13 protein-coding genes are annotated in these 17,783 nt (G+C 45.1%); 2 read left to right on the top strand and 11 right to left on the bottom strand.

Annotation, left to right across the window (positions count from 1 at the left end; translation table 11 throughout):
- Positions 1-164 precede the first annotated feature (164 nt).
- The 5 genes from CW735_RS14465 to CW735_RS14485 form a co-directional block, all read right to left on the bottom strand.
- Complete coding sequence (locus tag CW735_RS14465) at positions 165-980, bottom strand: DUF481 domain-containing protein (protein ID WP_100972772.1); 816 nt, start codon at positions 978-980, stop codon at positions 165-167.
- A 108-nt stretch (positions 981-1,088) separates the two neighbouring features.
- Entirely contained in the window at positions 1,089-1,913 is an 825-nt protein-coding gene (locus CW735_RS14470) for an HDOD domain-containing protein (protein ID WP_071980347.1), read from the bottom strand.
- 48 nt (positions 1,914-1,961) lie between these two features.
- A complete protein-coding gene (locus CW735_RS14475; RefSeq protein WP_100972773.1) occupies positions 1,962-2,258 on the bottom strand; it encodes a DUF1289 domain-containing protein in 297 nt (98 codons plus the stop codon).
- 393 nt (positions 2,259-2,651) lie between these two features.
- Entirely contained in the window at positions 2,652-3,362 is a 711-nt protein-coding gene (locus CW735_RS14480; protein WP_100972774.1) for an SIMPL domain-containing protein, read from the bottom strand.
- Positions 3,363-3,929: 567 nt separating this feature from the next.
- Positions 3,930-4,136 (bottom strand): hypothetical protein, encoded by a 207-nt coding sequence (locus tag CW735_RS14485; RefSeq protein WP_015068459.1) that lies wholly within the window; start codon positions 4,134-4,136, stop codon positions 3,930-3,932.
- 35 nt (positions 4,137-4,171) lie between these two features.
- On the opposite strand from CW735_RS14485, the gene CW735_RS19610 reads away from it, so the two are divergent.
- Positions 4,172-4,357 carry a hypothetical protein gene (locus CW735_RS19610; protein WP_157812703.1) on the top strand — a complete coding sequence of 62 codons (186 nt, stop codon included), beginning with the start codon at positions 4,172-4,174 and terminating at the stop codon, positions 4,355-4,357.
- A gap of 191 nt (positions 4,358-4,548) precedes the next feature.
- Here CW735_RS19610 and CW735_RS14495 read toward each other — a convergent pair whose 3' ends face one another.
- Positions 4,549-7,686: an efflux RND transporter permease subunit gene (locus tag CW735_RS14495; RefSeq protein ID WP_100972775.1), complete on the bottom strand. Its 3,138-nt coding sequence runs from the start codon at positions 7,684-7,686 to the stop codon at positions 4,549-4,551.
- Positions 7,686-8,942, bottom strand: a complete 1,257-nt coding sequence (locus CW735_RS14500; protein ID WP_100972776.1) for an efflux RND transporter periplasmic adaptor subunit — start codon at positions 8,940-8,942, stop codon at positions 7,686-7,688. Before CW735_RS14500 ends, CW735_RS14495 begins: the two co-directional genes overlap by 1 nt.
- Before the next feature lie 170 nt (positions 8,943-9,112).
- Between CW735_RS14500 and CW735_RS14505 the strand changes: the two genes are divergently transcribed.
- Positions 9,113-10,189, top strand: a complete 1,077-nt coding sequence (locus CW735_RS14505) for a LysR family transcriptional regulator (RefSeq protein ID WP_100972777.1) — start codon at positions 9,113-9,115, stop codon at positions 10,187-10,189.
- A 219-nt stretch (positions 10,190-10,408) separates the two neighbouring features.
- Here CW735_RS14505 and lpdA read toward each other — a convergent pair whose 3' ends face one another.
- The 4 genes from lpdA to CW735_RS14525 form a co-directional block, all read right to left on the bottom strand.
- The gene (gene lpdA, locus CW735_RS14510) at positions 10,409-11,830 is read right to left on the bottom strand and encodes a dihydrolipoyl dehydrogenase (RefSeq protein WP_100972778.1); all 1,422 of its coding nucleotides are present in this window, start codon (positions 11,828-11,830) and stop codon (positions 10,409-10,411) included.
- Positions 11,831-11,962: 132 nt separating this feature from the next.
- The gene (aceF, locus tag CW735_RS14515; RefSeq protein WP_100972779.1) at positions 11,963-14,044 is read right to left on the bottom strand and encodes a pyruvate dehydrogenase complex dihydrolipoyllysine-residue acetyltransferase; all 2,082 of its coding nucleotides are present in this window, start codon (positions 14,042-14,044) and stop codon (positions 11,963-11,965) included.
- A gap of 21 nt (positions 14,045-14,065) precedes the next feature.
- Positions 14,066-16,741, bottom strand: coding sequence for a pyruvate dehydrogenase (acetyl-transferring), homodimeric type (aceE, locus tag CW735_RS14520; RefSeq protein WP_100972780.1), 2,676 nt, complete (start codon positions 16,739-16,741; stop codon positions 14,066-14,068).
- Between the two features lie 187 nt (positions 16,742-16,928).
- Positions 16,929-17,675 (bottom strand): GntR family transcriptional regulator, encoded by a 747-nt coding sequence (locus CW735_RS14525; protein ID WP_071980358.1) that lies wholly within the window; start codon positions 17,673-17,675, stop codon positions 16,929-16,931.
- Positions 17,676-17,783: the final 108 nt, after the last annotated feature.

Raw genomic sequence — 17,783 nt, forward strand, 5'->3', positions numbered from 1 at the left:
AGCCCATCTAGATAAAGAGGATTTGCGAAGGATGTAAACCAGCGCGGGTTATATAATGCCGCGCAGTTTACCGTTAAAATATTGACAGTCAACGGGTGAAGGTCAAAATATCGACAAAAGACTAAGACAAAAGATTGAAGTGTGTTGGTCTTTACGTCTTAGGTTTAAAAAAATTGATAAACCAAGGCCACGGAAGTTTCGGTACTGAGCGGTGCAATATTTTCTGCCGTGTCAGTTTCGTGGTTGAGAATAAATGATAATTTCATAGCAAGAGAGCCAAAAACATTGGCCGAAAGTGAGGTTTCGCTGCGAGATTTGGTGTTTTCCTCACCGGCTTCAGTACTCACAAATTGACGGAGCTTTGCGCCTGAACTCCAGCGGTACTTATACTCTGCTGACGCTCTCACAATGACCCCATCATTTATCAAAGTATTGTTATCGTCAGCTGCCTCGATAAACGTGTACCCTGGACCAATACTATAGCGAAATTCACTGTCTTCGTTGCGCCAAAGACGTTCTGAATAACCTGCTGCAATAGACGCTCGGTGCTCGTAGCCCGTAAATCTATCGTCTTCGTAATCCCCGTACATAAAAACACGACGGCCATTAGCCACTAGCTTGTAGTCAAACTGCGCGCTGCTGAAAAAACGCTGGGCACTTATGTCTCGTTTAGCGCCAATAGGCGCACTCTCTTTATAAAGCAGTTCAGCAAAATACACACTGCTCCACTCTTGCGTTTCATGATCTGCGTTAATAGCCGCTTTAACACTCGCGGCAGAGGTATTGCCGGTGTTGACTAAGATCCCCAATTCACCATCAAGATTAAAATGAGGAATGTCATCGTCTGCATCAGCTACAGGCTCAGCGTGATAGAGAGTTTGGATGAGATCGTTAGCTTGTGCGAAGGTGGCTGCGCTTGAAAAGATACTCAAAAATAGAGCACATAGCACGTTGCCGAGCTTGTTGAAATTTGTAGGCATAATTCGGTTTACGTTGGGCTTTTATATTTATTATTCACGCCCTATCGTGGCGCTTGCTAGCATCCATTCTTTAACCGAGCCTTAAAATACCGCGTAAAACGCAGCGGCTCATTTGATTAGCGCGGCAACTTTCACTGTTTCTCGTTCAGCGTAGTCAGTGGCGTTACCCACCATTTCCATATCAACCGTTACCGTATTGGCTATTTCTGGCGTAAAAAGTTCAATATTTGCGTAGTTTTCTTGCTCAAGTTGACTAACCGCAATGCGATTAGCCAGTGCCAATAAACCCACTTCACGGTCTGATGCTTGTCTTGATACATCGTTAACGTTGGTAATGGGATAGAACAAGCCAATAGGAAGGTTCCAATTTTCAAGTATGATACCGCTACAATGAGCAAACGTAAAACCGAAAAGCTGTTTTTGATGCTCGAAAGGCAACTGTGATTTATCGCTATTCATATACTCTTGATACAACTCTGGTGAGCGCTTTGCCACCACCAGTTCGCTCAAGTTTTGTAAAATACCCATAACAAAGAAACGCTCAGCCACTTTAACGCCTGCACTTAGGGCGATGTGCTTAGCTAACATGCCCGAGTAAACAGAGCCATGCCAATGCTTTTTCAAATCGATTAATTCTGAGTCAAAGCAAGTAAATGCTGTGCTTGCCGTTTCCGATACTACAAGGTTATAGAGAGCTTCTCCGCCTATAACATTAATTGCCTTAGGCACAGATTCTATTTGCGAGGGAAATCGAAACAGCGAGCTATTCGCTAAGCGTAATACCTTCGCCGTTAAAGAAGTATCTATACTTATTAGGTTGCCAATATCCTCAGCTGTCGATCGTGGGTTGTCGAGTAATTCACGTAACCTAACGCACACATTTGGAAGTGCAAAGGATTTAGTGGCAAATTTTACGTACTTCTGTATCGACATTAACACATTCTCAATTGATAGTAGTGATAGACATTTTGTAAACAGGGACTATTTTTCATTGCTGGTTTCGCTTTCAAATAAACCAATTTGGCTATTTGCATCGAGTGTTTTCTCTGCCTGTTGTTGTTTTCGTGCTCTAGCAATTATCGCGCGCTTGCGACGTCCACAGGCTGCCAATATTTGACGTTTGGTCGTATCATTAACTTGAAGCCAGTAAAGACGCTCGTCTCTACTGCGTAAGCATCCTTTACAAAAACCACGAGGCCCAGATTCACACACACCTATGCATGGACTGGGGATCTCAAAGAACTCTAACTGTTCAGATTGTGCTTTTTGCTCTGACATCACTGCTCAAGATATATCGCTATTCGGCCTGTAGTAAAATTAGTCATAGTGAAATTTAGCATAGTGGTGTTCATTATAGTGAACTTTGGCTGTTGATTGAAAACTGCAAGGGCAACATTTAGCCCTATTTTGCTTTATTTACAATCAGGTACGCACGGCCTATTACTTTTATTTCAGCTAATGATTCAGCTAATTTTACATCTAAGTGAGCACAGCGTAATTAAACCCCAAGTCGCTTTGAATCGCTACTAGACATTAGCATCAATTCTCCTATCAGTTATAAGCCCGACTTTGTAGGTTGCCCTAATTTGACAAGAACACAATAAGGGCACGACAAGAACACGATAAGAATACGGCGAGCTAGCTTTTCTCAGTGCTTAAACAGTCAACACGTTAGTCGATTAACGTATAGTCTATGGTGGATACCACGCGCACCTTTTTTATGTGCGGATGGTAACTGTCGCGACTACTTATGCTAAACCTACCCTGATTTGCCCGTTTGATTTTACCTAACGTACTATTAGAATCTTTGGCGAATTTCTCAGCCACTTCCCGTGCGTTGAGCGTTGCCTCTTCAATCATAGCGGGTTTTACGTCGTTTAAACGAGTAAATACATAGTCGGGCTGCACGTCGTAGCGGTTTTCAGAAAGCACGATGCCCTGCTTTATCAAATTGCCTACCTTCTGCATTGCGCCTCGCACCGTCTCAACTTGTGTCGAAAATACGGTGATGGTTTGTATGCTGCTGTACCTTAACGGTGCTTGCTGTCCACCGCCGTATTGTTGCGCCAACTTGTCAGTTATTTGTGGTTTACCTATGGTGATGCTGTCTGTAGCAATACCGACTTGTTCTAAAAAGGATTTCACCTTCTTGCTATTTTCTTCGATACGCTTATACAGCTCAGGTAAATCATTTCCGGCGTCGACAAACTGAATAGGCCAAATCACCTGGTCTGCAACATATTCTCTCTCTGATAACCCTTTAACCGTTACCACGCGATTCCAAGTTTGCATATCACTTAACGAAGAAGATATGGTGCTTCCTAGTAAAGCTACGGCGATAATCATTCCTAGTGCAATCACCAGTGCTGAACCTATTTTCATTCTAAAACCTCCTGTTAACGATGCTTATTGCAATGTCATCGCGCTCAATATTAACTTATTTTGGAAATATAGAGTGCTATGAATAATTTAGTCGTATCAATACATAATAGTATGAATAACAGCTTTCTTTCGATACTTGTCAAAAATAGCTTCTGCTTAATGGGTCTGACATTTTATCTAGATGAAGGAACAAAATAGCAAAACAGCTAAAAAGCACAGTATCGAGTAGGGTGAGGCTTGCGCCTCATCCCTCTCACAGAACCGTACGTACGGGCCTCGTATACGGCTCCTGCATACTTCATATCACTTGCTAAGTGACACAATGCTAATTTGCAATCTAGTATCGTGCGCCCTATGGACATCGTTCATTTTCTAACATTGTGGTAACTTTCATTGCAGGGTTTGGCGTTCTAGCACTGAGGCAATCTACCAAATTTGACTACAATTACTTCCCATATACGGCCTGTCTCACCAGACATCACTATTCCTAGCGCACCGATTCGACTTGTCCCGCTGATCTGGCGGCTTGTGTATCAATGATAAAAAAACTCACAACTCATCAGAGTCTTAAAGTCTGCTTCCCCCCTTCGCAATCCATTTAAGCTTTTGGCTAAAATAGATCCTATCAAACACAATGCTGATAGTCGGCTTGGTTTTACCCTCCACACCATTACTGGCTTTCATCGGCCTAGCCTTACTCACTACTACGGGTTCATCTGCCACCTCACACTCGCAACATTCTTGGATCACTCCTTGAACGATACGTCCAACCATTTGATTGGATCTAATGCCAGGCTTCCCCAGTTACTGTGCTGGTAACCACGTTATGGCTCCCTGTTAGAAATTCCACCCTCAAACACAAAACAGGACTGACTGAGTATCGGGCTTCGCGCTATTTTGCACGCTTACCCTCCTGTCTTGCCGAATCAGGTTCACTTGCGTTGTGTACCTCTAACTTCCTATGGCTTCCTTCAGACCCTATCGTTGGCCAATAGCGCCCTTGCCATTCGGATTATCTTCCCCTCAGTCAGGGTGATTCAGGTTTCTTTCAACCTGACGGGTTTGCCAGCTTCGCTGGGCAAACAAAAAAAGGCCACTCAATTGAGTGGCCTAAAAGTGCTCCTTGAGAGAGCAACGCTTGGGTAGACGGGAGAGTCTGAATAGATAGAAACGATAGCCAGAAATGCTAGTGAGTGCTGGCCTTTTCATTACGTTTCAATAGGTAATAAAATATGGGAGTAAGAATAAGCCCAAAAAAGGTGACGCCTATCATGCCGGAAAATACCGCCACGCCCATGGCCTGACGCATTTCGGCACCCGCCCCTGTGGACAACACCATAGGCAATACCCCCATAATAAAGGCGATTGATGTCATCAGAATGGGGCGAAGACGCAATCGACTTGCTTCTTTTATGGCTGCGAGCGCACCCATGCCGCTGTCTTGCAACTCTTTTGCAAACTCCACAATAAGAATGGCGTTTTTCGTTGCTAACCCCACCAGCACAATCAAACCAATTTGAGTAAATATGTTGTTGTCTCCACCATAAATCTGCACGCCGATTAAGGCACTGAGCAGAGTCATTGGCACGATAAGGATAATGGCTAACGGTAAACGTAAGCTTTCATATTGAGCCGCTAATACTAAGAACACCAACAGCACAACCAGTGGGAATATATATGCCGATGCGTTTCCAGCAAGTATTTGCTGATAGGTCAGCTCTGTCCATTCGTAGGTCATCCCCCGAGGCAGTGTTTCTACCAATATTTCTTCAATAGCCGCTTTAGCTTGATCTGATGAATATCCAGGTGCGGGAGCGCCATTAATTTCCGCCGTGATATACCCGTTGTAATGCATAACGCGATCTGGCCCTGCACTGTGCTCAATATCTAAAAACGAGCCTAGAGGAATCATCTCTCCCTGGGCATTGCGTATTTTAAACTGAGTTATGTCCTCTATGTCTTGACGATACTGGGCGTCGGCTTGCACGTTAACTTGATAAGTTCGACCAAACAGGTTGATATCGTTGACGTACAAAGAGCCTAAATACGCCTGCATGGAGGTAAATAAGGTATCAATATTTACGCCCTGGCTAACCGCTTTTTCACGATCTACGTCAACATCTAGCTGAGGCACTGCAACGGTAAAGCTAGTAAAGGCATCGGTAAGCGCTGGGTGCTGCCATGCTTTTCCTATTACTTCTTGCGTTACTCGCTCAAGCGTTTCAAAACCTAGATTTCCTCTGTCTTCTACTTGCAGCCTAAAGCCACCAATTGTGCCTAACCCCATCACCGGAGGTGGTGGAAAAATAGCGACATAAGCCCCTTTTATTGACGCAAACTGCTGATTCAATTTGGCGGCAATAGCACCTGCCGATAGCTCGGGGGACTGACGCTCGTCGAAGGGTTTAAGCGGCGTAAATAAAATGCCTGAGCTAGGGCTGTTGGTAAATCCGTTTATATTAAGGCCAGGGAACGCAACAGCATCGGATACACCAGGGTGTTCCATGGCAATGCGCGACATTTCACGAACCACTTCTTCAGTTCTGTCTAGGCTTGCAGCGTTTGGCAACTGTGCAAACGCAACCAAGTACTGTTTATCCTGAGGAGGCACGTAACCTGTTGGCGTTGTTGAAAACTGATTGTAGGTAAGCGCAATTAGCCCAGCATAAAGCACCAGAACGATACCGCTTTTACGAATCAAACCACCTACGGCATTGGTATACCCTTTGGCACTGCGCTCGAACAGACGGTTAAATGGCGCAAATACCCATCTGCCAAACACTTTGTCCATGCCACGGGTAAGCCAATCATTTGCTTTACCATGAGGTTTAAGTAAAAGCGCAGATAAAGCAGGGCTTAGCGTAAGTGAATTAATAGCCGAAATTACCGTTGAAATAGTTATTGTTAACGCAAACTGCTTATAGAACTGACCGGTTAAGCCGCTCATAAAGGCAGTTGGCACAAAAACCGCCGCCAATACCAGTGTAGTAGCGATGATGGGCCCGGTTACCTCTTTCATGGCTTGTACAGTGGCATCGAAAGGAGTTTTGCCCTCTGCAATATTACGCTCTACGTTTTCGACAACAACAATGGCATCGTCGACAACAATACCTATTGCGAGTACCAAACCAAACAGAGACAGCGCATTCAACGAGAAACCCATAAGCTGCATAAATGCAAAGGTACCGACTAGCGAAATAGGAACCGCCACCAAAGGAATAATAGAAGCGCGCCATGTTTGCAAAAACAGCACCACTACCAGTACAACCAACAGCACGGCTTCAAAAAGCGTACCCACTACAGCTTCAATAGAACCTCTTACAAAAACCGTTGGGTCGTAAACGATGTCGTACTCTAACCCCTGTGGAAATAGCTTCGACAACTCGGCCATGCGGCTTCTTACATCATCAGATATTTGAATTGCATTAGAGCCGGGCGCCTGAAAAATAGGAATAGCAGCTGCCGGTTTATTATTTAATAACGATCGCAAGGCGTAGTTGTTAGCACCAAGCTCAATTCGAGCAATATCTTTCAGGCGAGTAATTTCATCATCATCGCCCGTTTTGACAATAATATTTTCAAATTCAGATTCATTTTTTAAGCGCCCACGTACGTTTATTAAAAGCTGAAACTCGCTTGAACCTGTAGGTTGCGCTCCTAAACTACCCGCCGCAGCCTGTTGATTTTGATCTGCAATGGCAGCTACCACGTCGCCGGGGTTTAACTGCAATGCAGCAAGTTTGCTTGGGTTTAACCACACTCGCATGCTAAATTCACCAGCACCAAATAGCCTTACTTGACCAACGCCGTCGATACGCGCCAGCTCGTCTTTGACATTTTGGTCTGCGTAATTTGATAGATATAGCATGTCATAGCGGTTGTCTGGGGAGGTTAAGTGCACCACCATGGTTAAGTTGGGTGATGACTTTTCGGTAACCACACCCAAACGCTGCACTTCCTGAGGTAAGCGAGGCGTTGCGCGATTAACCCGGTTTTGTACCAATGTGGTGGCGTCATCTGGATCGGTGCCAATGGCAAAGGTAACGGTCAACGTCATACGGCCGTCGCTGGTAGCTTGCGAAGACATGTAGAGCATGTTTTCAACGCCGTTGATTTCCTGCTCTAACGGCGTAGCAACGGTTTCGGCAATAACCTCAGGATTAGCGCCAGGATAATTCGCTGTAACCACCACGGTTGGCGGAACCACTTCAGGGTATTCTGTGATAGGCAATTGCCAAACAGCAATGGCACCGCCAATGAAAATAAGTACTGAAAGGACGCCAGCAAAAATGGGCCGGCTTATAAAAAATTGCGACACATTCATTACTTAAGGCCTGCTGTAGCTGCACCTGAGGTAAATGAACCGCCAGAGAGTACGCTTTCTAGCTGTGCCATGTTAGTCACGCCGTCAACTTTTGACTGCCAGTTCTGTAAGTTCGCCAAAGCTTCTTCATCACCCATGGGCACTTCATTTTTTTGCACTGATACACCAGGTCGAACGCGCTGAAGGCCATCGACAATAATGGTGTCATTTGCAGACAATCCTTGCTTGATAATACGCAAGCTACCCACTTTGTCGCCTAGCGTCACTGGGCGATACTGGGCTTTATTGTCGTCATTAACAGTGAGAACGTATTTGTTGTTAAGATCTGTGCCTATGGCCTTTTCTTTAATAAGAATGCCTTCATCACGGGTATCGCCGGCAAGCTTGAGGTGCGCAAAGAGACCCGGAATTAAACGCCCTTCTTCATTGTCAAAAACCGCGCGAACTCTCAAAGTACCGGTATTCGCATTGACTTGATTGTCAATAAAGTCAATTTTTCCCCAGTGCATGTAATCATCTTCGTTTGCAAGACGCATGGCCACTGGCTGCTCGCTAACCGCAGTGGCAGTTTGCGTATTGTCTGAAAGGTAGTTGAGATATGTTTGCTCATCGATATCGAAATAAGCATACAGTTGCTCGGTAGATACAATACGTGTGAGCGCGGTTTGCCCTGCGGTGACAAAATTTCCTTCCGTGATGTTTGCCCGTGAAACACGACCGGATATTGGAGCCTCTACACGTGCAAACCCTCGATTTAACCTTGCCACATCAAGCGAAGCTTTCGTTTGATTTAAGCTTGCTAGCGCTTGGTTCTTTTCCGCTAAACGAGCATCGAGTACCTCTTCTGACACGGCTTGTGTTTCGCGAAGTTTAAACGCGCGATCGTAGTTTTGCTTTGCCAATGATAATCGGCTTTTCGCTTCTTCAAACTGAGCGGTTAAACGAGAAACTTCTGCTTTAAACATGCGATTATCGATAAGAAACAAGGTTTGTCCCTGCTCAACATACTCGCCCTCTTCAAATGCTACAAAGTCTATGTAGCCTGAAACTCGAGGGCGAAGGGCGACAATTTGAGGAGACTCTAAACGGCCCGTAAAGTTGTCCCATTCAGTTAAACGTTGCGACAGCACAGTAGCTACATCAACGGGAACGCCACTATTAGCTTGCATCATCTGGTCGGGCTCCTGCTTATCACCACAGGCAGCGATGAGTGCAGTGAGACCTACGATTGCCATTAAACGAGGTAAACTTTTCATTGCAAGATACTCTTCTGAAATTTGCTACAGGATTAATGGCGCGCATTATGCTAAAGTCTAATCAATAAAAATAATTATCTTTTCATATGCAACACATCATGCAATATGATGTGTTTAGCAGTACGTAAACACAGTGTTAAAAACTATGAACACGCTTCTCGGAGACGGCTATGCGACCGCATGATTTAAACTTGTTAATGATTTTTGATGCCATCATGACTGAGGGAGCAATCACTCGTGCGGCTGACAGACTATCAATGACGCAGCCTGCAGTATCAAACGCATTATCGAGAATGCGTACCGCATGGAACGACGAACTGTTTGTTAAAGACGGAAGAGGTGTACAGCCCACTTCTTATGCCAAAAACTTATGGAGTCAAATTCAGGGGCCGCTAGGTGAACTTGAAGTGGCAGTTAACCCGACTGATTTCGACCCCGCCACTGCTAAACGTACCTTTCGTATTGCTGCAACTGACAGCATTGTGTCTATGGTGTGGGGACCATTGCGCAAAGTTATTGAGAATGAAGCGCCGGGAATTAATATTCACGCTATTCCAAATTACGACATGGAAACAGACAAAATATTAAAAGACGCAGAAGCTGAGTTAACGTTTTCAAAACATCAAGAGCCCGATTCGGTGATACGAGCGGAACATGTGCTAGATCCGAGTTGGGCAGTAGTTATGCGCCCGGATCACCCCCTTGCCAGCTCACAGCTAACCCTTGATGATTTTGTCGCAGCCGATCATTTACTGGTGTCGGTAACCGGCGATGTAACTGGCCCAACAGACCAAGTGCTGGCAAATTTAGGACTTAAAAGACGAGTTGCCATGTCGGTAAACCAGTTCTATAACGCAACGCCACTTCTAAAAGAAAGCAATCTTATTTGCGTAGCACCTTCGTTAGTTTTAGAAAAAGAAATATTTTCTGGTGAGTTAGCGGTATTCGAAACCCCTGTGGATATAGTGAGCTCTCCGCTTTCAGTGATGTGGCATAAACGCCAAGATCAAGACGCGGGTCTGCAGTGGTTAAGGGGGCTGGTTGTGAAGTTTATACAAGAGCGCGTGCAGCGCCACGATATGCTGCTATCACAATGCTGTAGAAAAGCATATTGCGCAGATACAGTAAAACGCTTAATGAAACAGCGTAATATGGACAGCAATGAATTTACACCAGCGCATTTGCAAAAGGCAAATAACGACGTGTTAGCAGCCGATTCAGACTATGAAAACAAAATAATTGCTTAGCTCTTTTACCAATTGACTTTTTTAGCAATTAGCTCTTTTAGCAATTGCCTTTTTTAGCAATTAACGGCTTTGCTATTCGTGCCATGCCCTTTTCGCTTCACTCGTCTGATTGATAACATATATGGTATACAAGCAAAACAAGTGAAAAGACGAATATGGAAATAGAAAATAAAAAACCCGCTAGAAAGCGGGTTTTCAAGATTATTTCAGAAAAGAGGTTTATTTCTTTTTCTTAGCCTTTGGGTTAGGCAAATCGGTAATGCTTCCTTCGAATATTTCAGACGCAAGGCCAATTGATTCGTTTAACGTTGGGTGTGCGTGAATAGTAAGCGCAACGTCTTCGCCGTCTGCCCCCATTTCAATGGCAAGGCCAATTTCACCAAGCATTTCGCCGGCGTTTGTACCCACCATTGCACCACCAATAACGCGACCAGAGTCTTTATCGAAGATCATCTTAGTCAAACCGTTAGTCGAATCTTGAGCAATTGCGCGGCCTGATGCAGCCCACGGGAACGACGCTACTTCGTAGTTCACGCCCTGCTCTTTTGCTTCTTTCTCAGTTAAACCAACCCAGGCAACTTCTGGCTCTGTGTAGGCAACTGATGGAATTGCACGTGGGTCGAAGTAGTGCTTCTGACCAGCAACCACTTCTGCAGCAACATGGCCTTCATGAACTGCTTTGTGCGCAAGCATAGGTTGACCTACAAGATCACCAATAGCAAAGATGTGGTCTACGTTAGTGCGCATTTGCTTATCGACATTGATGAAACCACGCTCATCAACATTTACGCCGGCTTTGTCAGCACTTACTAGGTTACCATTTGGCTTACGACCAACGGCTACAAGTACTTTGTCGTAACGAACTGGCTCAGCAGGTGCTTTTTTACCTTCAAAAGTAACGTACAAACCATCGTCTTTTGCTTCAACCGCAGTTACTTTGGTTTCTAGCATGATGTTGAACTTTTCTTTGTAGTCTTTCATGAATACTTTCATGATGTCTTTATCGGCAGCTGGAATTAGCTGGTCTAAAAACTCTACTACATCAACCTTTGAGCCAAGTGCTTCATACACTGTACCCATTTCAAGACCGATGATACCGCCGCCTAGTACTAGCATTTTTTCTGGAATATCTTTCATTTCCAAAGCGCCAGTTGAGTCGATTACGCGATCGTCTTCTGGAATAAATGGCAAGCTGATTGGCTCAGAACCTGCAGCAATAATCGCTTTTTCAAATGTAATAGTAGTAACGCCGTCGTCGCCTTGCACTTCAAGAGTGTTGCTGCCTGTAAACTTACCATAGCCTTTAACGTGCTTGGTTTTGCGCATTTTAGACATGCCAGCAAGACCGTTGGTAAGCTGCTTAACAACGCCGTCTTTGTAATCACGAATTTTATCTAGATCAATTTTTGGCTCACCAAAGCTCACGCCATGACTTGCCAAATGCTTTGCTTCTTTCATTACTTTCGCAACGTGAAGAAGAGCTTTTGAAGGAATACAGCCAACATTAAGACATACACCGCCTAATGAATCGCGCGAATCTACGATAACTGTTTCAACGCCTAGATCAGCTGCACGGAATGCAGCAGAATAACCGCCAGGGCCGCCGCCCAGTACCACTAATTGCGTTTTAATTTCGCTCATTGTGAACCTCAATCCTGTTCTTGTAGGGTTATGCTATTGCTTTTGAGTAATAGCATAACCTAAATGCCACCAAATGGGCTGATAAAATCATCGAAAATGTTACTGATATTGTAAACTTTTTCGACCTTTTATTTAAAGTATAATTCTGCGTAAGTCAGTTAGGTTTGCAGCAACCTCGGTAGAGAATCTTGCACCTACCGCACCATCAATTACACGGTGGTCGTATGACAAGCTTAGCGGAACCATTAAACGAGGTTCAAATTCACTGCCATTCCACTTAGGTTTCATCTCAGATTTAGAGACACCTAAAATACCTACCTCTGGCGCGTTCACGATTGGTGTAAATGCCGTACCGCCAATACCGCCTAGGCTTGAAATAGTAAATGTGCCGCCCTGCATGTCTGCAGCTTTCAACTTACCTTCACGGGCTTTCTTCGATGTTTCGATAAGCTCGCGAGAAAGTTCTTCAATGCCCTTCTTATTCACATCGCGAATAACAGGAACAACAAGGCCTCCTGGTGTTTCCACCGCGATACCAATATTGATGAACTTCTTGATAATTAAGCTTTCGCCATCGTCAGACAGTGAAGAATTAAATACTTCGTATTTTTCAAGTGCTTTAGCTACCGCTTTCATGACGAACACAAGTGGCGTGATCTTAAGACCAGACTTAACTTTCGCATGGTAAGCATTTTGCTCTTTACGGAAGTCTTCAACTTCAGTGATATCTGCTTCGTCGAACTGGGTAACGTGTGGGATAGTTGCCCAGTTACGATGTAAGAACGGACCAGAGATTTTCTGAATACGCGATAGCTTTTGCTCTTCAATTTCACCAAACTTGCTGTGATCGACAGGTTTAACCGGCACAATTTGAAGCACATTGTCACCCACAGGCGCATTACCTGACGCGGCAGCAGTTTTAGGCTTAGCCAGTTCAGCTTTGACGTATTCTTGAACATCTTCTTTCAAAATACGGTTCTTGCGACCAGAACCTTTAACCAGGGTAAGATCGACACCAAACTCGCGCGCAATACGACGTACTGATGGAGAGGCATGGGCTTTTCCACCGTTGTCTTGAGCCGACTCTTGTTTAGCTGGCGCAGACTTTTGCGCTGATGCATTCTCTGTTGATGCATTAGCAGCTGCAGCCTTTTTAGGCGCTTCTGACTTGCTTTCAGCTTTACTTTCATTCGCGTTGCTAGCTTCTTTGCCTGAAGACTGCTTGTCAGCAGATTCGGCGCTTGCCGAAGAGCCGCCACTAGTTTCTAATTTAACGACTAGTGTGCCTTGCTTAACCTTATCGCCTGTTTTGATAAAGACTTCTTTGATGGTACCCGCATGTGTTGAAGGTACATCCATAGTGGCTTTATCGGTTTCTAGCGTTATTAGGCCGTCTTCTTTTTCAACAGTATCGCCGGCAGATACAAGCACATCGATAACGTCAACTTCACCGTCTTCACCAATATCAGGTACAGCAACTTCGATAGTCTCGCTGCTTGCTTCTGCTTGAGGTGCTGATTCTTGTTGGCTCGACTCTTCGCTAGAAGACGCTTCTGATTTTTCAGCTTTCTCAGTTGAAGACGACTCGCTTGAACCGCCGTCACCAGCAATTTCAAGCTTAATCACTACCGTGCCTTCTTTTACCTTATCACCATTACTGATAAGAACTTCTTTCACTGTACCTGCGTGTGTTGAAGGTACGTCCATCGTCGCTTTGTCAGTTTCAAGGGTAATAAGACCATCTTCTTTCTCGATGGTGTCGCCCACTGAAACCAATACATCGATTACGTCAACTTCATCGTCAGAACCGATATCCGGAACGGCAACTTCAATCACTTCGCTGCCGCCAGACGCAGCGGGCGCTGCATCTGACTTGCTTTCTTCTTTTGGTGCTTCTTCTTGCTTAGGCGCTTCTTCTTGTGACGCGTTGTCTGAAGATGTTTCTTCAGCGCTGCTCTCATCCGAACTGTCACCACCTGCAGCCTTCATTTCACCAATCACATCGCCTTCTTTGATTTTATCGCCTACTGATACAGACAGGCTTACAATCTCACCTTCAAACGGTGCTGGGATGTCCATAGACGCTTTGTCACTTTCAACAGTAACAACGCCTTCCTCTGCCTCAATGTTGTCGCCTACGGCAACACATAGCTCGATAACTTCAACTTCGTCACCGCCTACGTCGGGTACGATAATCTTTTGAATATCTGACATATGTAAAATACCTTATCTGGCTTACGCGTAAAGTGGGTTAAGTTTTTCAGCGTTTATATCAAAACGCTTAATGGCCTCTGCTACCACTTTCTTCTCAACGTCACCGCGCTGAGCTAATTCGTAAAGTGATGCCACCACAATGTACGACGCATTAACTTCAAAGTGTGTACGCAAATTTTCACGGCTATCGCTTCGACCGAAACCATCTGTACCTAGGCAGCGATATTCAGTATCGATAAATGCGCGTACTTGATCAGAGTAGTTCTTCACATAGTCAGTGGCAGAAATTGCTGGACCTGCATCTTTCGTAATCACCTGACCGATGTAAGGGACTTTTTGCTCGGCTTCTGGGTTTAGCATGTTCCAACGTGCTATGTCTTGACCTTCGCGGGCTAGCTCGTTGAATGAGGTTACCGAGTAAACGTCAGACGATACGTTGTAGTCTTCACAAAGAATCTGCGCTGCTTTACGTACTTCGTTCAAGATAGTACCTGAGCCCATTAACTGAACGTTAAGCTTAGACTTGTCGTTTTCAACGCGCTCTAGCTTGTAGATACCTTTAATGATTTTCTCTGCAATATCATCTTCTTCTGGCATTGCAGGGTGCTGATAGTTCTCGTTCATCAGCGTTAGGTAGTAGAAAACATTTTCGTTTTCACCGTACATACGGCGCAAACCATCTTGCACGATAACCGCCACTTCGTAACCATACGTTGGGTCGTAAGTAATACAGTTTGGAATTAGGTTCGCCTGAACATGTGAATGACCATCTTGGTGCTGTAGACCTTCACCATTTAGTGTTGTTCTACCTGCTGTTGCACCTAAAAGGAAACCACGTGCTTGGCTGTCACCCGCCGCCCATGCAAGGTCGCCAACACGTTGGAAACCAAACATTGAGTAGTAAATGTAGAAAGGAATAGTGGTAGCGTTACATGTTGAGTAAGACGTACCTGACGCCACCCATGATGCCATTGCACCTAGCTCGTTAATACCTTCTTGCAGTACTTGGCCTTTCTTATCTTCGCGATAGTAAGCCACTTGATCGGCATCTTGTGGAACGTATTTTTGACCTTCGTTAGCGTAAATACCAACCTGACGGAACAAGCCTTCCATACCGAACGTACGAGCTTCATCAGGAATAATGGGTACAATGCGCTTGCCAATTTTCTTGTCTTTAAGCAAGGCGTTTAATACGCGTACAAATGTCATGGTAGACGACACCTGACGATCGCCAGATCCTTTCAGTATAGCGTCAAAAGCTTTAAGTTCTGGCACTTCAAGCTGCTCTTCAGCCTGCTCTCTGCGCGCAGGTAAATAACCGCCAAGCGCTTCACGACGCTCTTTAAGGTACTTAAGCTCTTCGCTGTCTTCTGGGAAGCGGTAGTAAGGAAGGTCGGCAATTTTGTCGTCTTCTACCGGGATGTTGAAACGATCGCGGAATTTCTTAATTGATTCCACGTCCATTTTCTTCACGTTGTGCGCAACGTTTTGTGCTTCACCTGAAGAGCCAAGACCAAAACCTTTTACAGTTTTCGCTAGTATTACCGTTGGACGACCTTTGGTGTCGATAGCTTTTTGATACGCAGCAAATACTTTAACCGGATCGTGTCCACCACGGTTCAAGCGCCAGATATCTTCATCTGAATAGTTAGCTACAAGCGCTTTGGTTTCTGGGTACTTGTTGAAGAAGTTTTCGCGGGTGTATTTTCCGCCTTTAGCTTTGCAGTTCTGGTATTCACCGTCTACGGTTTCGCCCATAAGCTGAATTAGCTTGCCAGATTTATCGCGCGCAAGAAGTTCATCCCAGTAACTTCCCCAAATTACTTTAACCACTTCCCAGCCTGCGCCGCGGAATGTGCCTTCAAGTTCTTGGATAATCTTGCCGTTACCACGTACAGGGCCGTCTAGGCGCTGTAAGTTACAGTTGATAACAAATGTTAGGTTGTCTAGGCCTTCGCGAGACGCCAAGCCAATTGCACCCAATGATTCTGGCTCATCACACTCACCATCACCCATGTAGCAGTACACGCGCTGCTCTGAACAGTCTTTAATACCACGATTGGTTAGGTACTTAAGAAAGCGAGCAGTATAAATAGCTTGAAGTGGACCTAAGCCCATGGAAACCGTTGGGAACTGCCAATAATCTTTCATCAAGTGAGGGTGAGGGTACGATGATAAGCCATCGCCAGCACACTCTTGACGGAAATTGTTTAACTGCTCTTCAGTTAAATTACCTTCAATGAAAGAACGAGCGTAGATCCCCGGAGAAATATGCCCTTGAGCAAAAATAAAATCGCCGCCGTTGCCATCTTTTGGCGCTTTAAAGAAGTGGTTGAAACCCACATCGTACAGCATGGCTGAAGAGGCAAAGCTACCAATGTGACCACCAAGTTCTAGATCTTTCTTAGACGCTCGCAATACTATCATTAGTGCGTTCCAACGAATTGCTGCACGAATACGCGCTTCAATCGTTAGGTCGCCAGGCATGTTAGGTTCTTGCGCTGCAGGGATAGTGTTGATGTACGCAGTTGTTGCGTCATACGGTAAGTGTGCTCCGCTACGACGAGCTTTATCAACTAGCTTCTCAAGTAAGTAATGAGCGCGTTCTACACCTTCCTCTTCGAATACAGACTCGAGGGCATCTAGCCACTCTTTAGTTTCTTGAGGATCCACATCTTGGTGCATCATATCAGTCATGGTGCCATCCTATTTTTGCTTATATAGAAAATCCTCCTTGTGCATGGCTAAGCCCCTGCATTTAAGAAGGAAAACTAAACTACGTTGTACTCACAGTGACCCGTTCTGGCTCACCTGCTGTTGCAGTGGCACGGGAATACCCCGACCGGCCTCTGCGAATAATTAACCGTGTGCTCGGTGCGCGCGGCTAAATTTCTAAACGGCGCAACGCTCGCTGAACACGAGTGTCGCGCTGATTAATGGTTAATAGCGTTTTTTCGATAAACGCCAAATGCGTATTACATGCCTGTCGCGCTGCTTCTGGATCTTGTGAAGCAATGGCTTCAACAATTTCGCGACGCTGCTTTGCAATATCTGCAACTGCATCGCTATGCACAGCAAGCATGTCTAAATTTCGTTCTATGTTGTCTACCAACATACTTTGCATGGTGCTCATCACATGTAGCAGAACCATGTTATGAGAAGCCCTGGCCATGATGATATAAAATCGGCCTAGCGCTTCCGCTTGTTCTCGCTTGCTCTCATTGGCTTTTGGTGCTGGAAGATTGTTAAGCGCTTGCTTGAGCGCGTTGTAATCTTCGGGCTGACCTCGAAGCGCCGCGTAATACGCAGACATACCTTCTAACGCATGTCTAAATTCGAGCAAATCGAACTGTGTTTCTGGTCGCGCACTCACTAAGTCCATCAGTGGGTCTGTCATAGCAGAATTGAGATTGCGATTGACGAATGTGCCGCCACCCTGCTTCCTTTCTACTAAACCGCGGGCTTGCAGGTTACCAATAGCTTCACGTAAAGAGGGACGAGACACATCAAACTGCTGCGCTAATTCGCGCTCAGGCGGTAACTTTTGCCCGGCTAAAAGCGAACCATCAAGAATCATAGATTCAAGCTGCTCGGTAATAACATCTGCTAGTTTTTTTCGCTGCTGACGCATGCGGCCTTGTCTTCCTTTGTTGAAGTCCTATTGTGAAGTCCTTTGCTGAAGTCCTTTGGTATCAATAACAGTTGTGAATGCACTGAATACATCAGTTAAATATTCTCA

The organism is Alteromonas sp. MB-3u-76 (assembly GCF_002831605.1).
GTDB lineage: Bacteria > Pseudomonadota > Gammaproteobacteria > Enterobacterales > Alteromonadaceae > Alteromonas > Alteromonas hispanica.

What these genes read in the sequence shown, in the direction of transcription:
- CW735_RS14465 (WP_100972772.1), bottom strand. Translation starts at nt 980, where the DNA reads ATGCCTACAAATTTCAACAAGCTCGGCAACGTGCTATGTGCTCTATTT.
- CW735_RS14480 (WP_100972774.1), bottom strand. Translation starts at nt 3,362, where the DNA reads ATGAAAATAGGTTCAGCACTGGTGATTGCACTAGGAATGATTATCGCC.
- CW735_RS14470 (WP_071980347.1), bottom strand. Translation starts at nt 1,913, where the DNA reads ATGTCGATACAGAAGTACGTAAAATTTGCCACTAAATCCTTTGCACTT.
- CW735_RS14485 (WP_015068459.1), bottom strand. Translation starts at nt 4,136, where the DNA reads ATGGTTGGACGTATCGTTCAAGGAGTGATCCAAGAATGTTGCGAGTGT.
- CW735_RS14500 (WP_100972776.1), bottom strand. Translation starts at nt 8,942, where the DNA reads ATGAAAAGTTTACCTCGTTTAATGGCAATCGTAGGTCTCACTGCACTC.
- CW735_RS14525 (WP_071980358.1), bottom strand. Translation starts at nt 17,675, where the DNA reads ATGCGTCAGCAGCGAAAAAAACTAGCAGATGTTATTACCGAGCAGCTT.
- CW735_RS14475 (WP_100972773.1), bottom strand. Translation starts at nt 2,258, where the DNA reads ATGTCAGAGCAAAAAGCACAATCTGAACAGTTAGAGTTCTTTGAGATC.
- aceE (WP_100972780.1), bottom strand. Translation starts at nt 16,741, where the DNA reads ATGACTGATATGATGCACCAAGATGTGGATCCTCAAGAAACTAAAGAG.
- CW735_RS14495 (WP_100972775.1), bottom strand. Translation starts at nt 7,686, where the DNA reads ATGAATGTGTCGCAATTTTTTATAAGCCGGCCCATTTTTGCTGGCGTC.
- lpdA (WP_100972778.1), bottom strand. Translation starts at nt 11,830, where the DNA reads ATGAGCGAAATTAAAACGCAATTAGTGGTACTGGGCGGCGGCCCTGGC.
- CW735_RS14505 (WP_100972777.1), top strand. Translation starts at nt 9,113, where the DNA reads ATGCGACCGCATGATTTAAACTTGTTAATGATTTTTGATGCCATCATG.
- aceF (WP_100972779.1), bottom strand. Translation starts at nt 14,044, where the DNA reads ATGTCAGATATTCAAAAGATTATCGTACCCGACGTAGGCGGTGACGAA.